General features: G+C 73.0%; 17 protein-coding genes. 8 read left to right on the top strand and 9 right to left on the bottom strand.

Annotated elements, in window-relative coordinates:
* Positions 1-4: 4 nt before the first annotated feature.
* A complete protein-coding gene (locus ACWCSU_RS05210; RefSeq protein WP_449933652.1) occupies positions 5-1,438 on the bottom strand; it encodes a gamma-aminobutyraldehyde dehydrogenase in 1,434 nt (477 codons plus the stop codon).
* Between the two features lie 203 nt (positions 1,439-1,641).
* Here ACWCSU_RS05210 and ACWCSU_RS05205 point away from each other — a divergent pair, with 203 nt between their 5' ends.
* Entirely contained in the window at positions 1,642-2,133 is a 492-nt protein-coding gene (locus tag ACWCSU_RS05205) for an Lrp/AsnC family transcriptional regulator (protein ID WP_125631294.1), read from the top strand.
* On the opposite strand, the gene ACWCSU_RS05200 is transcribed toward ACWCSU_RS05205, so the two are convergent.
* From ACWCSU_RS05200 to speB, 3 genes are read right to left on the bottom strand one after another with little or no spacing between them, the layout of a single operon-like run.
* Positions 2,130-2,786 carry a cyclase family protein gene (locus ACWCSU_RS05200; RefSeq protein WP_449933741.1) on the bottom strand — a complete coding sequence of 219 codons (657 nt, stop codon included), beginning with the start codon at positions 2,784-2,786 and terminating at the stop codon, positions 2,130-2,132. The two genes, ACWCSU_RS05205 and ACWCSU_RS05200, sit on opposite strands and share 4 nt — an antisense overlap.
* The gene (locus ACWCSU_RS05195; RefSeq protein WP_449933649.1) at positions 2,786-4,291 is read right to left on the bottom strand and encodes a purine-cytosine permease family protein; all 1,506 of its coding nucleotides are present in this window, start codon (positions 4,289-4,291) and stop codon (positions 2,786-2,788) included. The genes ACWCSU_RS05200 and ACWCSU_RS05195 overlap by 1 nt, the downstream gene beginning before the upstream one ends.
* On the bottom strand, positions 4,288-5,220 hold the full coding sequence (gene speB, locus ACWCSU_RS05190; protein ID WP_357707171.1) for an agmatinase: 933 nt from the start codon (positions 5,218-5,220) through the stop codon (positions 4,288-4,290). Before speB ends, ACWCSU_RS05195 begins: the two co-directional genes overlap by 4 nt.
* A gap of 70 nt (positions 5,221-5,290) precedes the next feature.
* Between speB and ACWCSU_RS05185 the strand changes: the two genes are divergently transcribed.
* A complete protein-coding gene (locus tag ACWCSU_RS05185) occupies positions 5,291-6,745 on the top strand; it encodes a PucR family transcriptional regulator (RefSeq protein WP_449933647.1) in 1,455 nt (484 codons plus the stop codon).
* A gap of 10 nt (positions 6,746-6,755) precedes the next feature.
* Here the strand turns inward: ACWCSU_RS05185 and ACWCSU_RS05180 are convergent, their stop codons facing one another.
* Genes ACWCSU_RS05180 through ACWCSU_RS05165 form a run of 4 tightly spaced genes read right to left on the bottom strand, consistent with a single transcriptional unit; the run spans position 6,756 to position 12,623 of the window.
* Positions 6,756-9,479: a glycoside hydrolase family 38 N-terminal domain-containing protein gene (locus ACWCSU_RS05180; protein WP_449933645.1), complete on the bottom strand. Its 2,724-nt coding sequence runs from the start codon at positions 9,477-9,479 to the stop codon at positions 6,756-6,758.
* Entirely contained in the window at positions 9,470-10,558 is a 1,089-nt protein-coding gene (locus tag ACWCSU_RS05175) for a Gfo/Idh/MocA family protein (protein ID WP_357707167.1), read from the bottom strand. The genes ACWCSU_RS05180 and ACWCSU_RS05175 overlap by 10 nt, the downstream gene beginning before the upstream one ends.
* On the bottom strand, positions 10,555-11,454 hold the full coding sequence (locus tag ACWCSU_RS05170; RefSeq protein WP_357707165.1) for a TIM barrel protein: 900 nt from the start codon (positions 11,452-11,454) through the stop codon (positions 10,555-10,557). The genes ACWCSU_RS05175 and ACWCSU_RS05170 overlap by 4 nt, the downstream gene beginning before the upstream one ends.
* Positions 11,445-12,623, bottom strand: a complete 1,179-nt coding sequence (locus tag ACWCSU_RS05165) for a CehA/McbA family metallohydrolase (RefSeq protein WP_449933642.1) — start codon at positions 12,621-12,623, stop codon at positions 11,445-11,447. Before ACWCSU_RS05165 ends, ACWCSU_RS05170 begins: the two co-directional genes overlap by 10 nt.
* Positions 12,624-12,849: 226 nt before the next feature.
* Between ACWCSU_RS05165 and iolC the strand changes: the two genes are divergently transcribed.
* The 5 genes from iolC to ACWCSU_RS05140 are packed head-to-tail and all read left to right on the top strand — an operon-like array spanning position 12,850 to position 18,423.
* Positions 12,850-13,788 carry a 5-dehydro-2-deoxygluconokinase gene (gene iolC / locus ACWCSU_RS05160; protein WP_364099775.1) on the top strand — a complete coding sequence of 313 codons (939 nt, stop codon included), beginning with the start codon at positions 12,850-12,852 and terminating at the stop codon, positions 13,786-13,788.
* A complete protein-coding gene (locus ACWCSU_RS05155) occupies positions 13,785-14,690 on the top strand; it encodes a Cgl0159 family (beta/alpha)8-fold protein (RefSeq protein WP_357707161.1) in 906 nt (301 codons plus the stop codon). The genes iolC and ACWCSU_RS05155 overlap by 4 nt, the downstream gene beginning before the upstream one ends.
* Positions 14,687-15,526 carry a 5-deoxy-glucuronate isomerase gene (gene iolB / locus ACWCSU_RS05150; protein ID WP_449933639.1) on the top strand — a complete coding sequence of 280 codons (840 nt, stop codon included), beginning with the start codon at positions 14,687-14,689 and terminating at the stop codon, positions 15,524-15,526. Before ACWCSU_RS05155 ends, iolB begins: the two co-directional genes overlap by 4 nt.
* Entirely contained in the window at positions 15,523-17,358 is a 1,836-nt protein-coding gene (gene iolD / locus ACWCSU_RS05145; RefSeq protein ID WP_449933637.1) for a 3D-(3,5/4)-trihydroxycyclohexane-1,2-dione acylhydrolase (decyclizing), read from the top strand. The genes iolB and iolD overlap by 4 nt, the downstream gene beginning before the upstream one ends.
* Positions 17,359-17,418: 60 nt before the next feature.
* Complete coding sequence (locus tag ACWCSU_RS05140) at positions 17,419-18,423, top strand: AI-2E family transporter (protein ID WP_449933635.1); 1,005 nt, start codon at positions 17,419-17,421, stop codon at positions 18,421-18,423.
* Here the strand turns inward: ACWCSU_RS05140 and ACWCSU_RS05135 are convergent.
* A complete protein-coding gene (locus ACWCSU_RS05135) occupies positions 18,404-19,000 on the bottom strand; it encodes a PadR family transcriptional regulator (protein WP_449933633.1) in 597 nt (198 codons plus the stop codon). The genes ACWCSU_RS05140 and ACWCSU_RS05135 overlap by 20 nt on opposite strands.
* Before the next feature lie 66 nt (positions 19,001-19,066).
* Between ACWCSU_RS05135 and ACWCSU_RS05130 the strand changes: the two genes are divergently transcribed.
* Positions 19,067-20,635: an FAD-dependent monooxygenase gene (locus ACWCSU_RS05130; RefSeq protein ID WP_449933631.1), complete on the top strand. Its 1,569-nt coding sequence runs from the start codon at positions 19,067-19,069 to the stop codon at positions 20,633-20,635.
* Positions 20,636-20,648 lie beyond the last annotated feature (13 nt).

Genomic DNA, 20,648 nt, shown 5'->3' with positions numbered 1-20,648 from the left:
GTCCTTATTCGCCGATGTAGTGCATGACGTGCTTGACCCTGGTGTAGTCGTGCAGACCGAACACCGACAGGTCCTTGCCGTACCCGGAGTGCTTGAAGCCGCCGTGCGGCATCTCCGAGACGAACGGGATGTGCGTGTTGACCCAGACCACGCCGAAGTCGAGGCGGTTCGACATGCGCATGGCGCGGCCGTGGTCGGAGGTCCACACCGAGCCGGACAGGCCGTACCGGACGTCGTTGGCCTTGGCCAGCGCGTCGGCCTCGTCGGTGAACGTCTGGACGGTGATGACGGGGCCGAAGACCTCGTTCTGCACCATCTCGTCGTCCTGCTTGAGGCCGTCCACGATGGTCGGGGCGAAGAAGTAGCCCTTGTCGCCGACGCGGTGACCGCCGGTGAGCACCTTGGCATGGCCGGGGACCCGGTCCATGAAGCCCTGGACCCTGGAGAGCTGGTTCTCGTTGTTCAGCGGGCCGTAGAGCGCGTCCTCGTTGGCCAGGTCGCCGGTCACGGTGGCGGCGGCGGCCTCGCTCAGCGCGGCCACGAACTCGTCGTGCACGCTCTCCTGGACGAGCACCCGGCAGGCCGCGGTGCAGTCCTGGCCGGCGTTGTAGAGACCGGCGGTGGCGATGTCGGCGGCGGCCTTGGCGAGGTCCTTGACGTCCTCGAAGACCACGACCGGCGCCTTGCCGCCGAGCTCTAGGTGCACCCGCTTGAGGTCGTCGGCGGCGCTCTTGGCCACCGCCATGCCCGCGCCGACCGACCCGGTGATCGCCACCATGGAGGCGGCCGGGTGGCCCACGACGAGGGCGCCGGTCTCGCGGTCGCCGGTGACGACGTTGAAGACGCCGGGCGGCAGCACCGAGCCGACGATCTCGGCCAGCTTGAGCGTGGAGGCCGGGGTGGTGTCCGACGGCTTGAGCACGATCGTGTTCCCGGCGGCCAGCGCCGGGGCGATCTTCCACACGGCCATCATCATCGGGTAGTTCCAGGGGGTGACCTGGCCGATGACGCCGACGGGCTCGTGCCTGATGACGCTGGTGTGCTCGGCGAGGAACTCCCCGGCCGTGGGCCCCTCCAGCGTGCGCGCGGCGCCGGCGAAGAAGCGGAAGTGGTCGGCCGCGACCGGCGTCTCGTCCTCGGCCATGCGGGCGCGCGGCTTGCCGGTGTTGAGGCACTCGGCCTCGTTGATCTCGTCGGCCCGGGCGTCGATCGCGTCGGCGACCTTGAGCAGCAGGTTCGCCCGCTCACCGGGGGTGGTCCGACCCCACGACTCGAACGCGGCGGCCGCCGCGGCGTACGCCGCGTCGACGTCCTCGACGCCGGAGATCGGGGCCTGGACGTAGGCCTCTCCCGTGCAGGGGTCGATGATGTCGGAGAACCGGCCGCTCTGGGCGTCCACGAACTCACCGTTGATGAAGTTCTGCAGACGGGTGGTCAATGCACGACCTCCTCGTTGAGGTGGCTGAGATGCCGCGACTCTTACAGAGCAGTTGCATCTGGACAAGGGATTTCGTGGTGAAGATATCAAATTGCTACGAATTCGCTTGACACACCGCCAAGAACTGACAACATGTCGCACCAGGACGGCAATCGAGCGGGAACGCCCCCGTAACGCCGGACCGCTAGGAGGATTCCTCTGACATGACGACGCCGCCCCGCGTACGACGAACCAACGCCAGTTCCGGGCCCGTCGTGCTCGACGATCTCTCCAAGCAGATCATCGAGCAGCTCCAGTCCGACGGGCGCATGCCGTACGCCGCGATCGGCAAGGCCGTCGGGCTCTCCGAGGCCGCGGTCCGTCAGCGTGTCCAGCGGTTGCAGGACGCCGGGGTGATGCAGATCGTCGCGGTCACCGACCCCCTCACCCTCGGCTTCCCCCGCCAGGCGATGATCGGCGTCAACTGCGAGGGCGACCTCGAATCGGTGGCCGACGAGCTGTCGGCGATCGAGGAGATCGACTACGTGGTGCTCACGGCGGGCTCCTTCGATGTGATCGTCGAGGTGGTCTGCGAGGGCGACGGGCACCTGCTGGAGATCCTCAGCAAGATCCGCGCCATCCCCGCCGTACGGGCCACGGAGTCGTTCGTGTACCTGAAGCTGCGCAAGCAGTCGTACTCCTGGGGCACGCGCTAACCGATCCGCGCCACGGCCCGTACGGGAGCGCCGTCGGCGCCGTCGAGCCGCAGCGGCATCATCCAGACCTCGATCGGCCTCCCCTCGCCCTGGGCGTCGAGCAGCCGGTCGAGGCCGGTCAGGTTCTCCGCGATCACGGCGTGCGCCCCGCACAGGACACGGTGGGCCGGGAAGTCGTCGGCCGGGGTCGGGTCGACGCTCAGCGCGTCGATGCCGACCGTGCGCACGCCCCGCTCGACCAGCAGCGTGGCGGCCTCCTCGGTGAGGAAGGGGTGGCCCAGGTAGGTCTCGCTGCCCCAGTGGGCCGACCAGCCGGTGGCGACCAGCACGATCGGCGCGTCACCGCCGCCGGGCCAGGGCAGGCCGGCCAGGAGCCCGGCCCCGATCGGCGAGCGGGGCGCGAGCCCCCGGGCGTCCGCCACGACGGCGGGCCCGGCGAAGCGCGACAGCGGCAGGCCGCCGAGCGCCGGCAGCGCGTCGTCGATGTGGACGGGCGCGTCGACGTGGGTGCCCGACTGGGAGCCGAGGTGCAGGCCCAGCACGTTGACGCCGTCGCGGGCGACGGTGAGCGCGGGGGCGACCGAGACCTCGGGATCGCCCGGGTAGACGGGCATCCCGGTCTCGACGGGCACCGACAGGTCGACGAGTTCCATCACGCCATCGATTCTGCCGCGTCCACGATGGGCAGGATCGGCGTGTCGGCCGAGCGCACCAGGCGCGGGCCCTGCGGGCCGTACACCTCGCGCGGTTCGGGGAAGAGCGCGAGCAGCGTCAGGTACAGCACGGCCGCGACCGCCAGGCCCAGCGGCAGCGAGATGTCCACGCCGCCGGCCAGGTCGCCCAGCGGCCCGACGAACTGGCCGGGCAGGTTGACGAACATCAGCGCCACGGCCGCCGCGAGCAGCCACGCCGTCAGGCCGCGCCAGTTCCAGCCGTGGGTGAACCAGTACCGGCCGCCGCGCTGGCGCCGGTTGAAGACCTGGAGGGCGTCGGGGTCGTACCAGCCCCTGCGGGTCACGTAGCCGAGCATCATGATCACCATCCAGGGCGCGGTGCAGGTGATGATCAGGGTGGCGAACGTGGAGATGCTGGCCGTCAGGTTCGCCGCGAAACGCCCGACGAAGATGAACACGATCGACAGGGTGCCGATGAACACGGTCGCCTGCACCCGGGAGAAGCGCGGGAACACGCTGGAGAAGTCGAGCCCGGTCCCGTACAGGGAGGTGGTGCCGGTGGACATGCCGCCGATCAGCGCGATCAGGCAGACCGGGACGAAGTACCAGGCCGGCGAGATCGCCAGCAGCCCGCCCACGTAGTTGGGGGCGGCCGGGTCGACGTACTCACCGGCCTTGGAGGCGATGATCGAGGCGGTGGCCAGCCCGAAGAAGAACGGCAGGATGGTGGCGATCTGCGACAGGAAGGCCGCCGTCACCACGCGGGAGCGGGGGGTCGAGGCCGGGATGTACCGGGACCAGTCGCCCAGGAAGGCGCCGAAGGAGACGGGATTGGACAGCACGATCAGCGCCGCCCCGATGAACGACGGCCAGAACAGCGGGTCACCGGCCGCCAGCGTCCCCGGATAGGACGGGTCGAAGTCCCCGGCGAAGGCGAACAGCCCGAGGACGAACAGCAGCGACGCCGCCGCCACCGCGATCTTGTTGACGAACAGCATGAAGCGGAAGCCGTACACGCAGACCACGAGGACGAGCAGGGCGAAGACGGCGTAGGCCACGCCGTAGGACAGGTCGGTGTCGGGCAGGCCGACGAGCCGGTGCGCGCCGCCCACCAGCGCGTCGCCCGACGACCACACCGAGATCGAGAAGAACGCGATGGCGGTCAGCAGCGACAGGAACGAGCCGACGACCCGGCCGTGCACGCCCAGGTGGGCCGAGGAGGAGACGGCGTTGTTGGTGCCGTTGAGCGGCCCGAACAGGGAGAGCGGCGCCAGGATCAGCGCCCCGACCACCAGTCCGAGCACGGTGGCCGCGAGCCCCTGCCAGAACGACAGGCCGAACAGGATGGGGAAGGCCCCGAGCACGCAGGTGGCGAACGTGTTCGCGCCCCCGAAGGCGACCCGGAACAGGTCGAAGGGCCCGGCGGTGCGGTCGGCGTCGGGGATGCGCTCGACGCCGTAGGTCTCGATCTCGGTGATGCTCATGTCTTCTCCTGCATCGCCAGCAGGCTGACGAGGTCGTAGGCCACGTGGGAGGCGGCGACCGAGGTGATCTCGGCGTGGTCGTAGGCGGGGGCCACCTCGACCACGTCGGCCCCGATCAGGCGGCAGCCGGCCAGACCGCGGAGGATCTCCAGCAGTTCCCGGCTGGTGAGCCCGCCGGCCTCCGGCGTGCCGGTGCCGGGGGCGTGGGCGGGGTCGAGCACGTCGATGTCGACGGAGACGTAGAGCGGGCGGTCGCCGACGCGCTGCCGCAGCACGTCGATGACCTCGTCCAGGCCGCGGCGGAGCACGTCGGCGGCGGTCAGGATGCCGAACCCGAGCCGCCGGTCGTCCTCCAGGTCCTTCTTGCCGTACAGGGGACCCCGGATGCCGACGTGGCTCAGCGCCTCGGTGTCGAGGATGCCCTCCTCGACCGCGCGCCGGAAGGGGGTGCCGTGGGTGTACTCGGCGCCGAAGTAGGTGTCCCAGGTGTCGAGGTGCGCGTCGAAGTGCAGCAGCGCCACGGGACCGTGCTTCTTGGCCGCCGAGCGCAGCAGCGGCAGCGCGATCGTGTGGTCGCCGCCGATGGTGACGAGCTTGGCGTCCAGCTCGTCGGCCGCGGCCTCGATGGTCTCGACGGCCGCGCCGATGTCGAATGGGTTCGCCGCGATGTCACCGGCGTCGGCCACCTGCACGCGCTCGAACGGCGACACGTCCAGCCCCGGGTGGTAGGGCCGCAGCAGCCGGGACGCCTCCCGTACGGCGGCGGGCCCGAACCGGGCGCCCGGACGGTAGGACACGCCCGCGTCGAAGGGCACGCCCACGACGGCCACGTCCGCCCGCTCGACCTGGTCGAGCCGGGGCAGCCGGGCGAAGGTGGCGGGCCCGGCGAAACGCGGGACCCGGGAGGAGTCAACGGGACCGATGTGCATGTCCGTCAGTGTTTGTCACGCTTCTGACCTGCGGCAATTGTTACTCCCACAAAGTAATACGGTGTGTGTTGTGGTTGACCACAAGATGACGGTCGAAGACCTCCTCCGCTCCCCGGCTCTCCAGCTCCGCGTGCTCGCCGGCGAGGCCGGGCTGTCCCGCTCGGTCTCGTGGGCGCACGTCAGCGAGCTGGCCGACCCGACGCCCTGGCTGCTCGGCGCCGAGGTCATCATGACGACCGGCATCGGCCTGCCGCGCTCGGCCGCCCGGCAGCGCGCCTACCTCGAACGCCTCGACGACGCCGGGGTCTCGGCGCTCGCCCTGTCGGCCCAGCTCCACGTCCCGCCGCTGCATCCGGCGTTCTTCGAGGCCGCCGAGGAGCGCGGCATGCCGGTGCTGGAGGTGCCGCTCGCGGTGCCGTTCATCGCCGTCTCGCAGGAGGTGGCGGCGGCGCTGCAGGAGGACGCCAGCCACCGGCTGGGCGCCCAGCTCCAGGTGTTCGGGGCGCTGCGCTGGCTGGCCGCCGAGGACCTCGACACCGTCACGTTGTTCAAACGCCTGGAACGCCTGTCCGGCTACGACGTCTACCTGTGCACCCCGCAGGGCCGGCCGCTGCTGCCCGGCGTGCCGGTCCCCTCGCTCGACGTCCTGCCCGCCGAGCCCGACGCGCCGCCCACGATCCCGGGCGGCTTCGCGCTGCCGGTGCCGGCGCCCGGCGGCCCCGCCGGGTTCCTGGTGGCCTTCGAGCGCGAGGGCGCGCGGCCCGCCGGGCTGGCCGTGGTCCAGCACATCGCCACCGTGGCCGCCCTCCAGGTCGCCATGGCCAGGCACGAGCGCGAGACCCTGCGCCGAGAGGGCGCCGAGACGTTGGCCGAGCTGCTCCAGGACGTGCTCGACCCGCCCGCGGCCCGTCGCCGCCTGGCCCGGATGGGCCTGCCGCTGGAGGCCGGGTCGGTGCTGCTCGTCGTGCGTCACGCGCCCGACGACGCGCTGCGCAGGGCGGTGGGCGAGCTGCCGCACCTGATGCTCAGGCGCGGCGACGACCACTACCTGCTGGGGCCGCCCGGCCTGGCGCCGGCGGTCGCCGCCGTGCCCGGGGTCAGCGCGGGGGCGAGCCGCCCGTTCCCGCCGGGCGAGTCGCTGCGGGTCGCCCAGCGCGAGGCCGTGTGGGCCGCCGCGCACGCCGCCGAGTCGGGCAAACCGCTGGTCCACTACGGCGACGACACCACGGGCCGCTGGCTGCCCGACGACCCCTCGACGCTGTCGGCGCTGGTCGACCACGTGCTGGGCGAGGTGCTGGCCTACGACGAGGCCCACGACTCGCGGCTGCTGCTGTCGGTGCGCACCTGGATGGAGCGCAACCGGCACGTCGAGAACGCGGCGGCCGCGCTGCACGTCCACCCCAACACGCTGGCCTACCGGCTGCGCAGGTTCGCCGCGCTGAGCGGACGCGACCTGTCCTCCAGCGCGGCGTTCGCCGAGGTCTGGCTGGCCGTGCGCGCCGCCCGCCAGCTCGGCCTGTGCTGAGCCCTTCCGGTCAGCGGAGCTGGACGGTGGCGATCTCCCATGGCTTCAGCGGCAGCCTGAGCGTGCCCTCCTCCGCCTCCAGCGGCTCCTCGGGGCGGCCGGTCAGACCGGCCCGCCTGGCCCTGGTGAAGGCGCCCCGCACGACGGCCTCCGTGTCCGTCTCGGTGAGCGCCACCAGGCGCAGCTCGTGCCAGTCGTCGCGGCGGCGCAGCGAGGTCATCGTCACGCCCTGGCCGGACACCGACAGCCCGGCCGCCGCCGGGGGCTGCGGCAGATCCCATTCGCCCCTGCCGGGCACGACCAGCAGGTCGTGCCGGAACCTCTCCGCCTCCGGCGGCACGTCCCGCCAGTCCATGTACGGCATCAGCGCCAGCGACACGGTGTGCGGCCCGCGTGACTGCGCCGCCGGGGTCGGGAGCTGCGGACCGGCCGGCTCGGGGCGCAGCGCGTTGTGGTTGCGCGACAGGTAGCCGACCGAACGCAGCAGCGTGAGCGCCAGCTCGTAGCCGTCGTCCAGCAGCTCGTACTCGGTCACGTGCTCCAGCAGCGCGGCCACGCCGCCGGCGGCCACCCATCCGGAGGCGGGGAAGGTCGGCAGCGGGGTCTCGCCGCAGCCGCCCTCGCTCTCCAGCCCCCGCCTCACCACCGCGAACTGCCCCTCGGCCAGCGAATGGTCGGCATGCCGGGGCAGCGGCACGTGCAACCGCACCCGATGGTCGGCGCACCGGTTGTCGAACGACACCCGCAGCCGGACGAACGGCTCACCCGCCCGCAGCTCGACCCGCATGGTGACCATGACGTCCTCGGTCTCGCCGGTGCGCGCGAGCGGCGGGAGCTGCGGCGAGAACTCGACGCCCTGGCCCGCCGCCGGCCACAGGTACATCCGGGTCACCTCCACGACGGCCACGAGCGGGCCCGGGCAGATGAGCTCCGTGCTGATCGACACCGGCTCGGACACGACCAGGTCGTCCTTGGGGGGCGCGTGGTTGTAGGTGTCGCCGGAGTCGCCGCCGTCCTCGATGCGGCACACGCCGGTGATCGTGCGGCCGTCCTTGCCGAACAGGCCGAGGGTGCCGTCCGGCTCGATCTCGACCCGCAGCAGGCCGTTGTCCAGCGCGCTCTCGTCGGCCTGGACGGGCAGGACCTCGGTGTCGGAGCCGAACCAGCAGTGCTGATGATGCCGGCTCTTCCAGGTCTCCCCCGGCGGCATGGAGTACGGGACCCCTTCCTCTCCCGGCAGCAGGTTCGTGTGGCCGAGGGCGGGCACCTCGACGAAGGCCGCGACCGTGCGCCGGACCTCGGCCTCGACGCGGACGTACTCCACGCCGTCGAGCGCGCCGCGCAGCTCGGCCGGGTCGAACGGGCCGATCGGCTCGCGGGCCACGGTGAGGATGAGGGTGTCGTCCAGCACCTCCCAGTCGACGATGTGCTGGCCGTACAGCTCGGTGCCGTGCACGTAGGTCAGCACGGTGGCCGGGTCGATGCGCTCGTCCAGCAGGAGCGTCGGCGCGTACTCCAGGGTGTGGGTGGGCACCGGGAGGCCGGCGGGGTCCACCAGCGGTTCCAGACCGGCCATGTCGACGATCACCACGCCGCTGCGGTCGGCCGGCGTCGGGTTGACGACGAGCACGCCGTGGACCGGCACCGCCGCCGCCAGCCGCGCGGTCACCATGTCGCGGACGGCCTGCCCCAGGTGCTCGGCCTCGGCGATGCGCGCGGCGACCTGCTGGGCGGTCTCGTCCACGCCGCAGCCGGTGACCGAGTCGTGGCCGCTCGCGTCCACCAGCCGCCGCCAGGCCATGTCGAGGAACCGGCCGGGCCACGGGCCGCCCCAGAGCGCGGCCAGGGGCTCGGCGTAGCGCTCGACCATGCGCTCGGCCCGGCCCATGGCCTGCTTAACGGCGGCGCGGACGGAGATGACGCCGGGCAGGATGTTGGCGCGGGCGTGCGAGCGCAGCTCGCCGAAGACCTCGGGCAGCCCCGCGGTGTCAGCAGGAAATTTCTCGATATAGCCGGACAAGGTGTCCATGCGGGCGCCGATGGCCGCCACCATCTCCGGCAGCCCACGCACGGGGGCCGAGTGGTCGGTGCCGTACATGGCCAGCAGCTCGCCCTCGGGGCCGTGCCAGGCCCGCATGGACGTGACGAACTCCGCCGCCCGCCCCTCCAGCCCCTTGACGCCGGAGAACAGGTGGGCGCCGTTGCCGTAGCCGCCCTCGGGCAGGTACTGGGTGCGGATCGCCGTGCCGTCGGGAGCCACCCAGGCGAAGGCGTCGGTCGTCACCGACGAGGGCACCCCGCGGTAGACGCAGGCGTGCTCCAACCCGGCCCGCCGCAGGATCTGCGGCATCTGGGCGGCGTGGCCGAACATGTCGGGCAGGTAGCCGACCCGCATCGCGCCGCCGAGCTTCTCCGCCCCGGCCAGCCCGAGTTCGAGGTTGCGGACGATGTTCTCGCCCGAGCACAGGAACTCGTCGAGCAGGATCTGCCACGGCCCCACCGCCAGCCGTCCGGACTCGACGAGCGCGGCGACGCGGTCCCGGTTCTCCGGGCGGACCTCCAGGTAGTCGTCCACGCAGGCGAGCTGGCCGTCGAGGGTGAAGTGGTAGGCGGGCTCGGCCTCCATGGTGTCGAGCACCTCGTCGAGCAGGTCCACCAGCCTCAGGCGGAAGCGCTGGAAGGGCTCGTACCACTCTCTGTCCCAGTGTGTGTGCGGAACGACCACTATGTCCATGCCGCCGCCTCCCCTCCGATGGGCAGCCGATGCTGGACGGCGTAGCGGGCGGCGATCCGCTGAGCCGTCACGATGTCCTCCAGTGCGCCGCCCGCGTCGGTGATCGGCGGGCTGCCATCGTTCACATAAGCATGGAAGGCCGTCAGTTGTACCTCGAACGCCTCGGTCACCTCACGGTGCTCGGCGCGGGTCTCGGCCCCGGAGACCACGGTGAGGGTGGTGGGCGCGTTCATCAGGTAGGGGGTGGGGAAGGCCAGCTCGAAGGTGCCCTCTTCGTGGTGGATCGCGACGGTCTCGCGGTAGGCGGGGTAGTCGTCCAGGTAGTGCCAGCGGATGTGGAAACGGCCCGCCACGGGCAACGGCCCGGAGATCTCCAATGAGCCGGGTGTCGGCCCCCAGCTCTCCACGTACGAGATCTCCTCGGGCGAGCCGGTGAAGCGCCGCAGCAGCGACAGGTCGTGGCAGATCGACCCCAGGGAGACCGCGTACACGTTGCGCAGCGACTCCGGGGCCGCCTGGCCCAGCGCCCGGGAGACGAGCGCGTCCTCGGCCTCGCGCAACGCCCCGAGCACGCCGGGCTCGACGTCGCCGGCCCGCGTCAGGTTCGCGAACGCCAGCTGCGACTCCCCGCTCGGATGCAGCACGGTCACCTCGACCGACCGGATGGCCGCCGGCCCGCCCAGCTCGTCCAGCAGCGCGGCGGCCCGGCGCACGGCGGGGTCGTACTGCTTCATGTAGCCGACCATCAGCCGCCCCTCGGGCAGCGCCGCCACCTCGGCCCTGGTCAGCGCGAGCGGCTTCTCGCACAGCACGGCGTACCCGGCGGCCAGCGCCCGGCGCACGGTCTCGCCGTGGGAGCCGGAGGCCAGCACGATCACGGCCTCGAAACCGCCGTCGGACAACATCTCCGCCAGGTCGGTGTGGCGCCGGGGCGCGCCCAGCCGGTCGCCGACGGCGTCGGCCAGCGTGCGCGACAGGTCGCAGACGGCGCTCACCTCGAACAGGTCCCGCCGCCTGGACAGCAGCGGCACGTAGACCGCCTGGGTGACGGCCCCGCACCCGACCAGCGCGATCTTCACAGGCCCAGCTCCCTCAGCCGGTCGCGGTTGGCCGCCTGGTCGGCGATGTTCCGCTCGACCGGCCGGCGGCCCGGCATCGTGTCCTGCTCGACCACGATCCAGCCCTCGTAGCCGATGGCGTCGAGCGCCGCCACGACCGCGGGCAGGTCGAGCTCGCCCGCGCCCAGGCGGGTGAAGCCGCCCCTGCCCATCAGCTCGCGCAGGTCGGCGCCGTCGTCGAGGGCCTGGGCGAGGATCTTGGTGTCGCCGTCCTTGACGTGCACGTGCCCGATCCGGCCGGCCCAGTCGCGCAGCGCCGCCACCGGGTCACCGCCGGCCAGCAGCAGATGGCCGGTGTCCAGGCAGAGCTGCACGTCGGTCAGCTCCAGGAGGCGCTCGACGTCGCCGGGGGTCTCGACGTAGGTGCCGAGGTGGTGGTGGAAGGCGGGTTCCAGGCCGCGTTCGCGGCAGCGGTCGGCGGCCTCCTGGACGCGGGCGGCGTACCCGGGCCAGTCGGAGGCGGGCAGCCCGGGGGCGCTCCCGCCGGGCCTGGCGAACCTCTCGGGCGAGCCCGAGCAGGCCAGCGTGGGCCGGGGCGCGAACGGCGCGGGCGCCTCGGGCGCGGCGGTGAACACGTCGAGCGCGGCCTCCAGCGCGGGCAGCCCCCGCCGGTACGCCTCGGCGTCGCCGTAGCGCAGGTCGACCCAGCCGCCGGCGAGCAGCAGGCCGTGCGCCGCCAGCCGGGCGGCCAGCTCGGGGCCGGTGCCGAGGTAGCCGATGGGCCCGGAGTCGATGCCCTGGTAACCGGCCTCGGCCAGCGCGCGGACCATCTCGTCGGGGCCCAGGGGCGGCGGCGCGTCGCTGAGCTCGAAGACGCCGAAGCTCACCGGCGCGTTCGCGATTCTCCTCACTCGCATAGGGCGATCACCTCGTTCTCGTAGGTCTCCAGGCGGTGGCGTCCCTCGGCGGCCGGCAGCAGCACCCGCTCGCCGCGGACGGCCTGGCGGGCGCCACCTGGGCGGACCAGCACCAGGCCGTCGGCGTCGAGCGCGAGCAGTTCGTCGCCCAGCCGGAGCAGCAGTGGCGCGTCCGGCCCGGCCGACACAGCGGTGCGCCCGGCGCGTACGCCGTCGAGCACCGCGCCCGGCTCCTCGGCCAGCACCCACGTGGTCGGCGCGCCCGGGAGCCCGTCGCTGCCGTCGCGGTGGAAGTCGCTGCCGCCGATCGCCACCACGTCGTCGCGCCAGGCGTCGGCCCAGGCCAGCGGCGCTCCCCAGCGGCGGTCCCACCACCCGGAGCTCCACACCTCGGCCACCCTCGGACGTTCGGCGAGGGGCAGCAGCCAGGCGCAGTCGCCGCCCAGCGGGTGGTTGATGGAGATCAGGCCGCCCGCGCGGCCGGCGTGCTCGGCCCAGGAGTCGGCGGGCCGCCGGAAGTCCACCCAGCCGACCTCGCCGAACACGTTGGCGTGGCCGCGGTCGGTGGTGACCTCCTGGCCGGGGATGAGGGTGACGCCGCGGTCGGTCGCGCGCAGCCAGGGGTGGTGGCTGACGGTGTTGTGGTCGGTGACGGCCAGGAAGTCCAGGCCCCGGCCGCGGGCCAGCTCGGCCAGCTCGGCGACGGTGAGCGAGCCGTCGCTGTGGACGGTGTGCGCGTGGAAGTCGCCGGCGAACCAGCGCAGCCCGCCGACGTCGGGGACGTCCCTGCGCGGCGGCCGTTCGCCGGGCGGCGGCTCGGCGGCGACCGGCTCGGACGGGGCCGTGCGCAGGACCGAGACCTCCAGGGTGAAGTCGAGCCCCTGCGGCGGCACGCGGTGCAGCCCGAGCCACACGTGCCAGGTTCCGGGCTCGGGGTCGCCGGGCAGGTAGCCGGGGGTGGCCCAGTCGCGGGTGATCGTGAACTCGGCGCGTGCCCCTCCCGACCAGCCGCGGAAGCCGTCGGGTGAGCCGCAGCCGAGGTCGAGCACGCCCTGGGACCGGTCGTAGTCGAGCCGCACGGTGACGGCCCCGGACCCGGCGGGCACCTCGAAGGGCAGCTCGCGCAGCGCCCGTTCGAGGCGGTCGTCGAGGCTCCAGTGGCCTTTCACGCCGCTCCGCCCTTGCCTGAGGCGGGGCGGAAGGAGAGCTTGGTGGTGTGCTGTTCGTGGTGGACGCCGTTGGGGACGAACATGAGCGAACCTCCTCACCGTCCGACACTACAGAAGTGAGGTGACGGGGGCCCGGCCTGAACGATCATTCCCTAACTTAGCGGACATCCTTATGTCATGACAATATGCCATAGTGTCGAGATAGGGTGCGTCCTCTGGAGGTGCGTTGTACGACCTGATCACGATCGGCCGCTGCGGCGTCGACGTCTATCCGTTGCAGACCGGCGTCGGGCTGGCCGACGTCGAGACCTTCGGCAAGTTCCTCGGCGGCAGCCCGACCAACGTCGCCGTCGCGGCGGCACGCCATGGGCTGCGCTCCGCGGTGATCACCGCGGTGGGCGCCGACCCCTTCGGCGCCTACGTACGACGGGCCATCCGCGACTTCGGCGTGGACGACTCCCACGTCAGCGTCATCGAGGGCCCGGCCACCCCCGTCACGTTCTGCGAGATCTTCCCGCCCGACCACTTCCCGATCTACTTCTACCGCGGCGAGCACCCGCCCGACCTGCGTCTCACCCCCGGCCACCTCGACCTCGACGCCATCCGCGCGACCGGCCTGTTCTGGTTCTCGCTCACCGGCCTGAGCAAGGAGCCGAGCCGCGCGGCGCACGCCGCCGCCCTGTCGGCCCGCACCTCCGGCTGGACCGTGTTCGACCTCGACCACCGCCCGGCGCTGTGGGAGTCGCGCGAGGCCGCCCGCGCGGCGGCGCGCGAGGCGCTGCCGCACGCGAACGTGGCGGTCGGCAACCTCGACGAGGTGGAGAACGCGGTGGGCGTGCGCGACCCGGAGGCGGCGGCGAGGGCGCTGCTCGACGCCGGGGTCCGGGTGGCGATCGTCAAGATGGGCCCGGCCGGGGTGCTCGCCCGCACGGCCACCGAGACCGTCGTGGCCGAGCCGGTCGAGGTGAAGGTGGTCAACGGCATCGGGGCCGGGGACGCGTTCGGCGGCGCGGTCTGCCTCGGGCTGCTGCGCGGCTGGCCGCTGGAACGCACGATCCGCTTCGCCAACGCCGCCGGGGCCTTCGTGGCCGCCCGCCTGGCCTGCGCCGACGCCATGCCCACCACCGACGAGGTGCACGAACTGCTGGACGAGGTGCCCACGTGAGCGACCTCACGCTGCCGGGTACGGCCCGCTACGAGTGGCTCACGCGCGTCCGCGCGACGCGCCCCGAGGAGATCGCCGCGGCCGCCGCCCGCCGGCGACGCCGGAGGATGCCCGAGGCGGACGAACGGCTGCTGATCATCGCCGCCGACCATCCGGCCAGGGGCGCCCTGTCCGTACGCGACCGCCCGCTGGCCATGGGCAGCCGCCACGACCTGCTCGACCGGCTCCAGACGGCCCTGGCCCGGCCGGGGGTGGACGGCGTTCTCGCCTCCCCCGACGTCCTGGAGGACCTGCTCCTGCTGGGCGCGCTGGAGGGCAGGCTGGCCTTCGGCTCGATGAACCGGGGCGGCCTGCAGGGCTCGGTGTTCGAGCTGGACGACCGCTTCACCGGCTTCGACCCTGAGGCCATCGACTCGATGCGCCTCGACGGCGGCAAGATGTTGTGCCGCATCGACCCCGGCGACCACGCGACGGCCGCCACCCTGGAGTCGTGCGCCCACGCGGTGACCGGGCTGGCCCGCAGGCGGCTGGTGGCCATGGTGGAGCCGTTCTGGGCGGCGCGCTCGGAGTCCGGCGTGCTGCGCAACGACCTGTCCCCCGACGCCGTGATCCGCTCGATCAGCGTCGCCCAGGCGCTCGGCGCCACCTCGGCCCACACCTGGCTGAAGATCCCCGTGGTGGCCGAGATGGACCGGGTGATGGCCGCCACCACGCTGCCCACGCTGCTCCTCGGCGGCGACCCGCCCGACATCGGCGCGGCCTACGCCGACTGGCACCGCGCGCTGGCCCTGCCCGGCGTGCGCGGCCTGGTCGTCGGCCGCGCCCTGCTCTACCCATCGGACGACGACGTGGCGGCTGCGGTGGACGGCGCCGCCGCCCTGGTGAGAGAGGCACACGCATGACCTACCTGCCCTACGGCAAGGCCGCCGGCGGCCCCTGGTCGGTGGAGATCACTCCGTCGCTGGCCGGATGGACGTACTCGGGGCTGCGGGTGGCGGACCTGACCGGCGCGCCGCTGGAGTTCGACACCGGCGAGGAGGAGATGATCGTCCTTCCGCTGGCGGGATCGTGCACGGTCGAGGTCGCCGGGGAGACGTTCGTGCTGGCCGGGCGCGGCTCGGTGTTCGAGGGGCCGAGCGACTTCGCGTACCTGCCGATCGGCGTCCGGGCCACGTTGAGCGGCGCGGGACGCATCGCGCTGCCGTCGGCCCGCGCGAGCCGGGCGCTGCCGCCGCGGCACGTGCCCGCCTCCCGGGTGCCGGTGGAGATCAGGGGCGCGGGGCAGGCCAGCCGGCAGGTGAACAACTTCTGCGCCCCCGGCGTGTTCGACTGCGACAAGCTCATGGCCGTCGAGGTGCTGACGCCGGGCGGCAACTGGTCCTCCTATCCGCCGCACAAGCACGACACCCCCAACCCCGGCGAGGCGGTGCTGGAGGAGGTCTATTACTTCGAGATCGCCGGCGACGGGCTCGGCTACCAGCGCGTCTACTCCTCCGAGCGGGGGCAGGTCGACACGCTGGCCGAGGTCTCCTCCGGCGACGTCGTCCTGGTCCCGTACGGCTACCACGGGCCCTCCATGGCCGCCCCCGGGTACGACCTGTACTACCTCAACGTGCTGGCGGGCCCGGCGGAGGAGCGTTCGATGGCGTTCTGCGACGATCCCCGGCACGCCTGGATCCGTTCGTCCTGGTCGGGCCAGAGCATCGACCCGAGACTGCCGTTCGGGGGGCGCGCATGACCCGGTTGACCGTCGCGCAGGCCGTCGTGCGCTTCCTGGCCGCCCAGTGGAGCGAGCGGGACGGCGTGGAGCGCCGCTTCTTCGGCGGCTGCTTCGGCATCTTCGGCCACGGCAACGTCGCCGGGCTCGGCCAGGCGCTGGCCACCGGCGGCGACGACCTGCCCTACCACCTGGCCCGCAACGAGCAGGCCATGGTGCACACGGCCGCCGCCTACGCCCGGACCGCCAACCGGCTGGCCACGCTGGCCTGCACGACCTCGATCGGCCCCGGCGCGACGAACATGATCACGGGGGCGGCCGGCGCGACCGTCAACAGGCTGCCCGTGCTCCTGCTGCCCGGCGACGTCTTCTCCACCCGCGTCGCCAACCCGGTGCTCCAGGAGCTGGAGGACCCGCGTTCGTACGACGTCTCGGTCAACGACTGCTTCAGGCCGGTCTCGCGGTACTGGGACCGGATCAACCGTCCGGAGCAGCTGCCGGCCGCGCTGACGGCGGCCCTGCGGGTGCTCACGGACCCGGCCGAGACCGGCGCGGTGACGCTGGCGCTGCCGCAGGACGTGCAGGCCGAGTCCTGCGACTGGCCCGAGGAGCTGTTCGCCCGCCGGGTGTGGCACGTGCCGCGCCCGCGGCCGGACCGCGCCGCGCTGGCCAGGGCGGCCGAGCTGATCAGGTCGGCCGCCCGTCCGCTGATCGTCTCGGGCGGCGGGACGATCTACAGCGAGGCCACCGCCCAACTGGCCGCCTTCGCCGAGGCGCGCGGCATCCCGGTCGCCGAGACCCAGGCCGGCAAGGGGTCGCTGCCGCACGGCCATCCGCTGGCGATGGGCGCGGTGGGCGCGACCGGCACCACCGCGGCCAACGCGCTGGCCCGCGAGGCCGACGTGATCATCGGGGTCGGCACCCGCTACAGCGACTTCACCACCGCGTCGAGATCGCTCTTCGCGGCGGACGCCAGGTTCGTGAACGTCAACATCACCGCCTTCGACGCCGCCAAGCTGTCAGGGCTGCAACTGGTCGCCGACGCCCGGGAGTGCCTGACCGACCTGACCGCGGCCTGCGCCGGCCGGCGCCCCGACGACGCCTACCTGGCCAGGGCCGCCGAGCTGTCCCGCGACTGGGACGCGAGCGTGGACCGCGCGTACTCCCTCGACGGCTCCCCGCTGTCGCAGGCGGCGATCATCGGCGCCGTGAACGCGGCGGCGGGCGCGGACGGCGTCGTGGTGTGCGCGGCCGGGTCCATGCCGGGCGACCTGCACAAGCTGTGGCGGCCGAGCGGCCCCGGCAACTACCACGTCGAGTACGGCAACTCCTGCATGGGCTACGAGATCGCGGGCGGCGTGGGCGTCAAGATGGCCGCGCCGGAGCGCGAGGTGTTCGTCCTGGTGGGTGACGGGTCGTACCTGATGATGGCGCAGGAGCTGGTCACCGCGGTCGCCGAGGACGTGCAGCTGGTCGTCGTCCTGGTGGACAACTCGGGTTTCGCCTCCATCGGGCGACTGTCGGAGAGCGTCGGCGCGCGCCGCCTGGGCACGTCCTACCGCTCCCGTACGGGCGGCCCGCTGCCGGTCGACCTGGCGGCCAACGCCGCGAGCCTGGGCGCGGCCGTGCTGCGTCCGGAATCGCTCGCCGACCTGCGCAAGGCCCTGGAGGAGGCCCGCTCGTCCGCCGGGACGACCGTCGTGTACGTGCGCACCGACCCCATGGCCGACGACGCCCCCTCCTCGCAGGCGTGGTGGGACGTGCCCGTCGCCGGGGTGGGCGCGGCGGCCGAGCGGGCGGCGTACGAGGAGGCCAAGCGGTCGCAGCGTCCGCACCTGACCCCGCCGTCCTGACAGGGTTGCCCTCGATCACTGCCGGGAAAGGCTCTGACCAGGCACGATCGGGGGTTGGGCATGAGGCCGTGGCGGGCGTTGGGGTGGATCGCGATCATCGCGGTGGCCTTCTTCTGCCTTTATCACCTGCGCACGGTGGTCATGTCCGTCATCATCGGCGTCTTCCTCACGGCGTTGCTGCACCCGCCGGCCCGCTGGCTCACCTCCCGCGGGCTCGGCCCGGCGCTGGCCACCACGGTCGTCTTCGTCGGCGGCCTGGTGCTGGCCGGCGCGCTGATCGCGCTGCTGGTGCCGCCCACGGTCGACAGCCTGAGCGAGATGCGCACCAGCCTGGGCAAGGCGTTCGACGACCTGCACGGCCTGGCCGCCCGCTTCGGGCTCGACGACCAGCGGCTGCTCGCGCAGGCCAGGGAGTACGTGTCCAAGCAGGGCAAGCAGATCACCAGCGGCGCCATCGCCGGGGTCAGGACGGCCGGCGAGATCGTCGTCGGCGCGGTGCTCGCGGTCATCCTGTCGGTGTACTTCGTGCACGGCGGCGAGCGGCTGTTCGCCTGGATCGTCGATCTCGTGCCCGAGGGGGCCAAGGCGCGCTGCCGCGACACCGGCACGTTGATCTTCGCGGTGATCGGGCGCTACATCCGCGGGGTGGCGATCGTGGGCGTGGTCGACGGGTTCTTCATCGGGCTCGCGCTGTGGATCCTCGGCGTGCCGATCGCGCTGCCGCTGGCCGTGCTGACGTTCGTGGGGGCGTTCCTGCCGGTGGTGGGCGCGTTCATGGCCGGGCTGCTGGCCGCGGTGGTGGCGCTCGTGGCCAAGGGGTGGCTGGTGGCGCTGATCGTGGTCGCGGTGACGGTGGCGGTGCAGCAGCTCGAAGGACACGTGCTGGCGCCGCAGGTCTACGGCAAGGCGCTCGACCTGCCGGGGGCGGTCATCCTGATCGCGATCACGGTGGGCAGCGTGATCGCGGGCATCACCGGGGCGTTCCTGGCGGCGCCGGTGACCTCGGTGCTCGTCGCGCTGCTGCGGCGGCCGCGCCCGCATTTGATCACTCCCGGGCCGAGCTGACCTGTTCGAGCTGCTCGCGTGACCACTCCAACCGCCCCTCGCGCAGGTCGGCGATGACGGCGCGGAGCCAGCGGGCCTCGGCCGCCGTCACCTCGCGCAGGTATTCGCACTCCAGCATCGTGATGCGCGGCAGGTCCTCCTCGGCCGTCAGGCCCGACTCCAGCTCGGCCAGCGTGCGCTCCACGGCCGCCGCCCGCCGCTCCAGCGCCTCGGCCAGCCCGCCGGGGCCGAGCAGCATCGCGTTCGCCAGCGCCGCGGGGAACTGCGGGAACTCCTGTTTGGGACGGCTGAGCATGTCGTCCAGCCAGGTCGTCAGCCGCGCGCGGCCGGCCTCGGTGATCTCGTAGACCGTGCGCTCCGGGTACTGCTGGTCGCGCCCGGTCTCCCTGACCCTGATCAGCCCGGCCTCACTCAGCCGGTCGATCGTGCGGTAGAGCCCGGCCCGCTGGCCCACGTTGACCACCAGATCCTTGCCCCACTGCTTGAGCAGCCGCTGGATGCCGTACGGGTGCAGGGGCTGGTGGTTCAGCAGGGTCAGCACGGTCAGAGCGAGCGGCGAGCCGCGGTCGAGCGCCATGAACTCACCCTATCGTTCAAGGAGACTAGTTGACTTGCTACTAGTCGCAATGCAACTATTCCTTCCATGACCACAACGGACCGCCCTGAGGGCGTCATGACCGAGATTCCCGTGCTGATCGTCGGCGGCGGCTACGCCGGGCTCACCGCCGCCCTGTTCCTGTCGCACCACGGGGTGCCCTGCGTGCTCGTCGACCGCCACCCCGGCGTGTCGCTCCTGGGCAGGGCGCGCGGCATCACCCCGCGCACGATGGAGATCTACCGGCCGTTCGGCCTGGAGCAGGCCGTCAAGGAGGCCGGACGGCCCTTCGACGAGGAAGGGGGCGTGGCCCGCTGCGAGACGCTGGCCGGCGAATGGCAGTGGCTCTTCGAGGGCGGCTCCTCCCGGGCGCTGCCCGAGCTGACCGCGGGCGAGTACGGCATGGCCGACCAGAGCACGGTCGAGCCGATCCTCGCCGAGGCCGCCCGCGCCCGGGGCGCCGACCTGCGCTTCGACACCATATGCAAGTCGATCGAGCCCGACGCGGACGGCGTCACGGTGGTGACCGAGGACGTCCACACCGGCGAGCGCCGGACCCTGCGCGCCCGCTACCTGATCGCCGCCGACGGCTACCGCGGCACGATCAGGGATCAACTGGGCATCGCCCGCGAAGGGCACAGCGTCCTGCGTAACTACCTGTCGTTCGTCTTCAGGGCCGACCTGTCGGAGCTGGTCACCAAGCGGGCGCTGTTCTGGATCCTCGGCGCGCCCGGCGGCACGGCCTCGGGCGCGATGGTCTCCCACGCGCTGCCGGGCCATTGGGGCATGGCCCTGACGTACGACCCCGCCTCCGAGTCGCCGGACGACTTCACCGACGAGCGGCTGGCCGCCACGGCCAAGGAGCTGATCGGCCGCGACCTGCCCGTGGAGATCGTCAGCAGGGCCGCGTGGGAGGAGGCGGTGGGCGTCGCCACGCGCTACCGGGAGGGGCGGGTCTTCCTGGTCGGCGACGCGGCGCACGTCTGGCCGCCGGCCGGCGGGCTGGGCGCCAACTCGGCCGTCCAGGACACGCACAACCTGGCCTGGAAGCTGGCCGCCGTGCTCGACGGCCGGGCCGGCGACGCGCTGCTCGACACCTACGAGGCAGAGCGCCGCCCGGTGGCCCTGGAGCTGGCCGACCTGACCGTACGCAGCCAGGCGGCCAGGTTCGGCCCCAACCCCGAGGACGACCCGCTGGACCACGTCGCGGCGATCCTGGGGCAGCGCTACCGCTCGTCGGCCATGGTCGGCGCCACCCACGAGACGGTGTTCGGCGACTCGATGGCCCAGGGCGCCCGTCCCGGCACCCGCGCCCCGCACCTCTGGCTCGACCGGGACGGCGTGCGCATCGGCGTCCACGACCTGTTCCACGACGCCTTCGTCCTGCTGTGCGGCCCCGGGGGCGCCGACTGGGCGCGGGCCGCCGGCCCCGGCGTACGGGTCCACCAGGTGGGCGCGGACGTGCTCGACGTCGAGGACGCCTGGGCCGCGCGCTACGGCGACGCCGCCGCCGTCCTGGTCCGCCCTGACGGCTACGTGGCCTGGCGGGCCGACGGGCCGGCGGTCGAGGGCGAGGTCGGCAGGGTGCTCGCCCAGGTGCTCGGATCCGGCACATGACCGTCATATGGTG

This window comes from Nonomuraea sp. NPDC001699, assembly GCF_053596455.1.
This window is presented reverse-complemented; position numbering and strand designations above follow the sequence as displayed.

What these genes read in the sequence shown, in the direction of transcription:
- ACWCSU_RS05205 (WP_125631294.1), top strand. Translation starts at nt 1,642, where the DNA reads ATGACGACGCCGCCCCGCGTACGACGAACCAACGCCAGTTCCGGGCCC.
- ACWCSU_RS05200 (WP_449933741.1), bottom strand. Translation starts at nt 2,786, where the DNA reads ATGGAACTCGTCGACCTGTCGGTGCCCGTCGAGACCGGGATGCCCGTC.
- ACWCSU_RS05195 (WP_449933649.1), bottom strand. Translation starts at nt 4,291, where the DNA reads ATGAGCATCACCGAGATCGAGACCTACGGCGTCGAGCGCATCCCCGAC.
- speB (WP_357707171.1), bottom strand. Translation starts at nt 5,220, where the DNA reads ATGCACATCGGTCCCGTTGACTCCTCCCGGGTCCCGCGTTTCGCCGGG.
- ACWCSU_RS05180 (WP_449933645.1), bottom strand. Translation starts at nt 9,479, where the DNA reads ATGGACATAGTGGTCGTTCCGCACACACACTGGGACAGAGAGTGGTAC.
- ACWCSU_RS05170 (WP_357707165.1), bottom strand. Translation starts at nt 11,454, where the DNA reads ATGCGAGTGAGGAGAATCGCGAACGCGCCGGTGAGCTTCGGCGTCTTC.
- iolB (WP_449933639.1), top strand. Translation starts at nt 14,687, where the DNA reads ATGACCTACCTGCCCTACGGCAAGGCCGCCGGCGGCCCCTGGTCGGTG.
- iolD (WP_449933637.1), top strand. Translation starts at nt 15,523, where the DNA reads ATGACCCGGTTGACCGTCGCGCAGGCCGTCGTGCGCTTCCTGGCCGCC.
- ACWCSU_RS05140 (WP_449933635.1), top strand. Translation starts at nt 17,419, where the DNA reads ATGAGGCCGTGGCGGGCGTTGGGGTGGATCGCGATCATCGCGGTGGCC.
- ACWCSU_RS05135 (WP_449933633.1), bottom strand. Translation starts at nt 19,000, where the DNA reads ATGGCGCTCGACCGCGGCTCGCCGCTCGCTCTGACCGTGCTGACCCTG.
- ACWCSU_RS05130 (WP_449933631.1), top strand. Translation starts at nt 19,067, where the DNA reads ATGACCACAACGGACCGCCCTGAGGGCGTCATGACCGAGATTCCCGTG.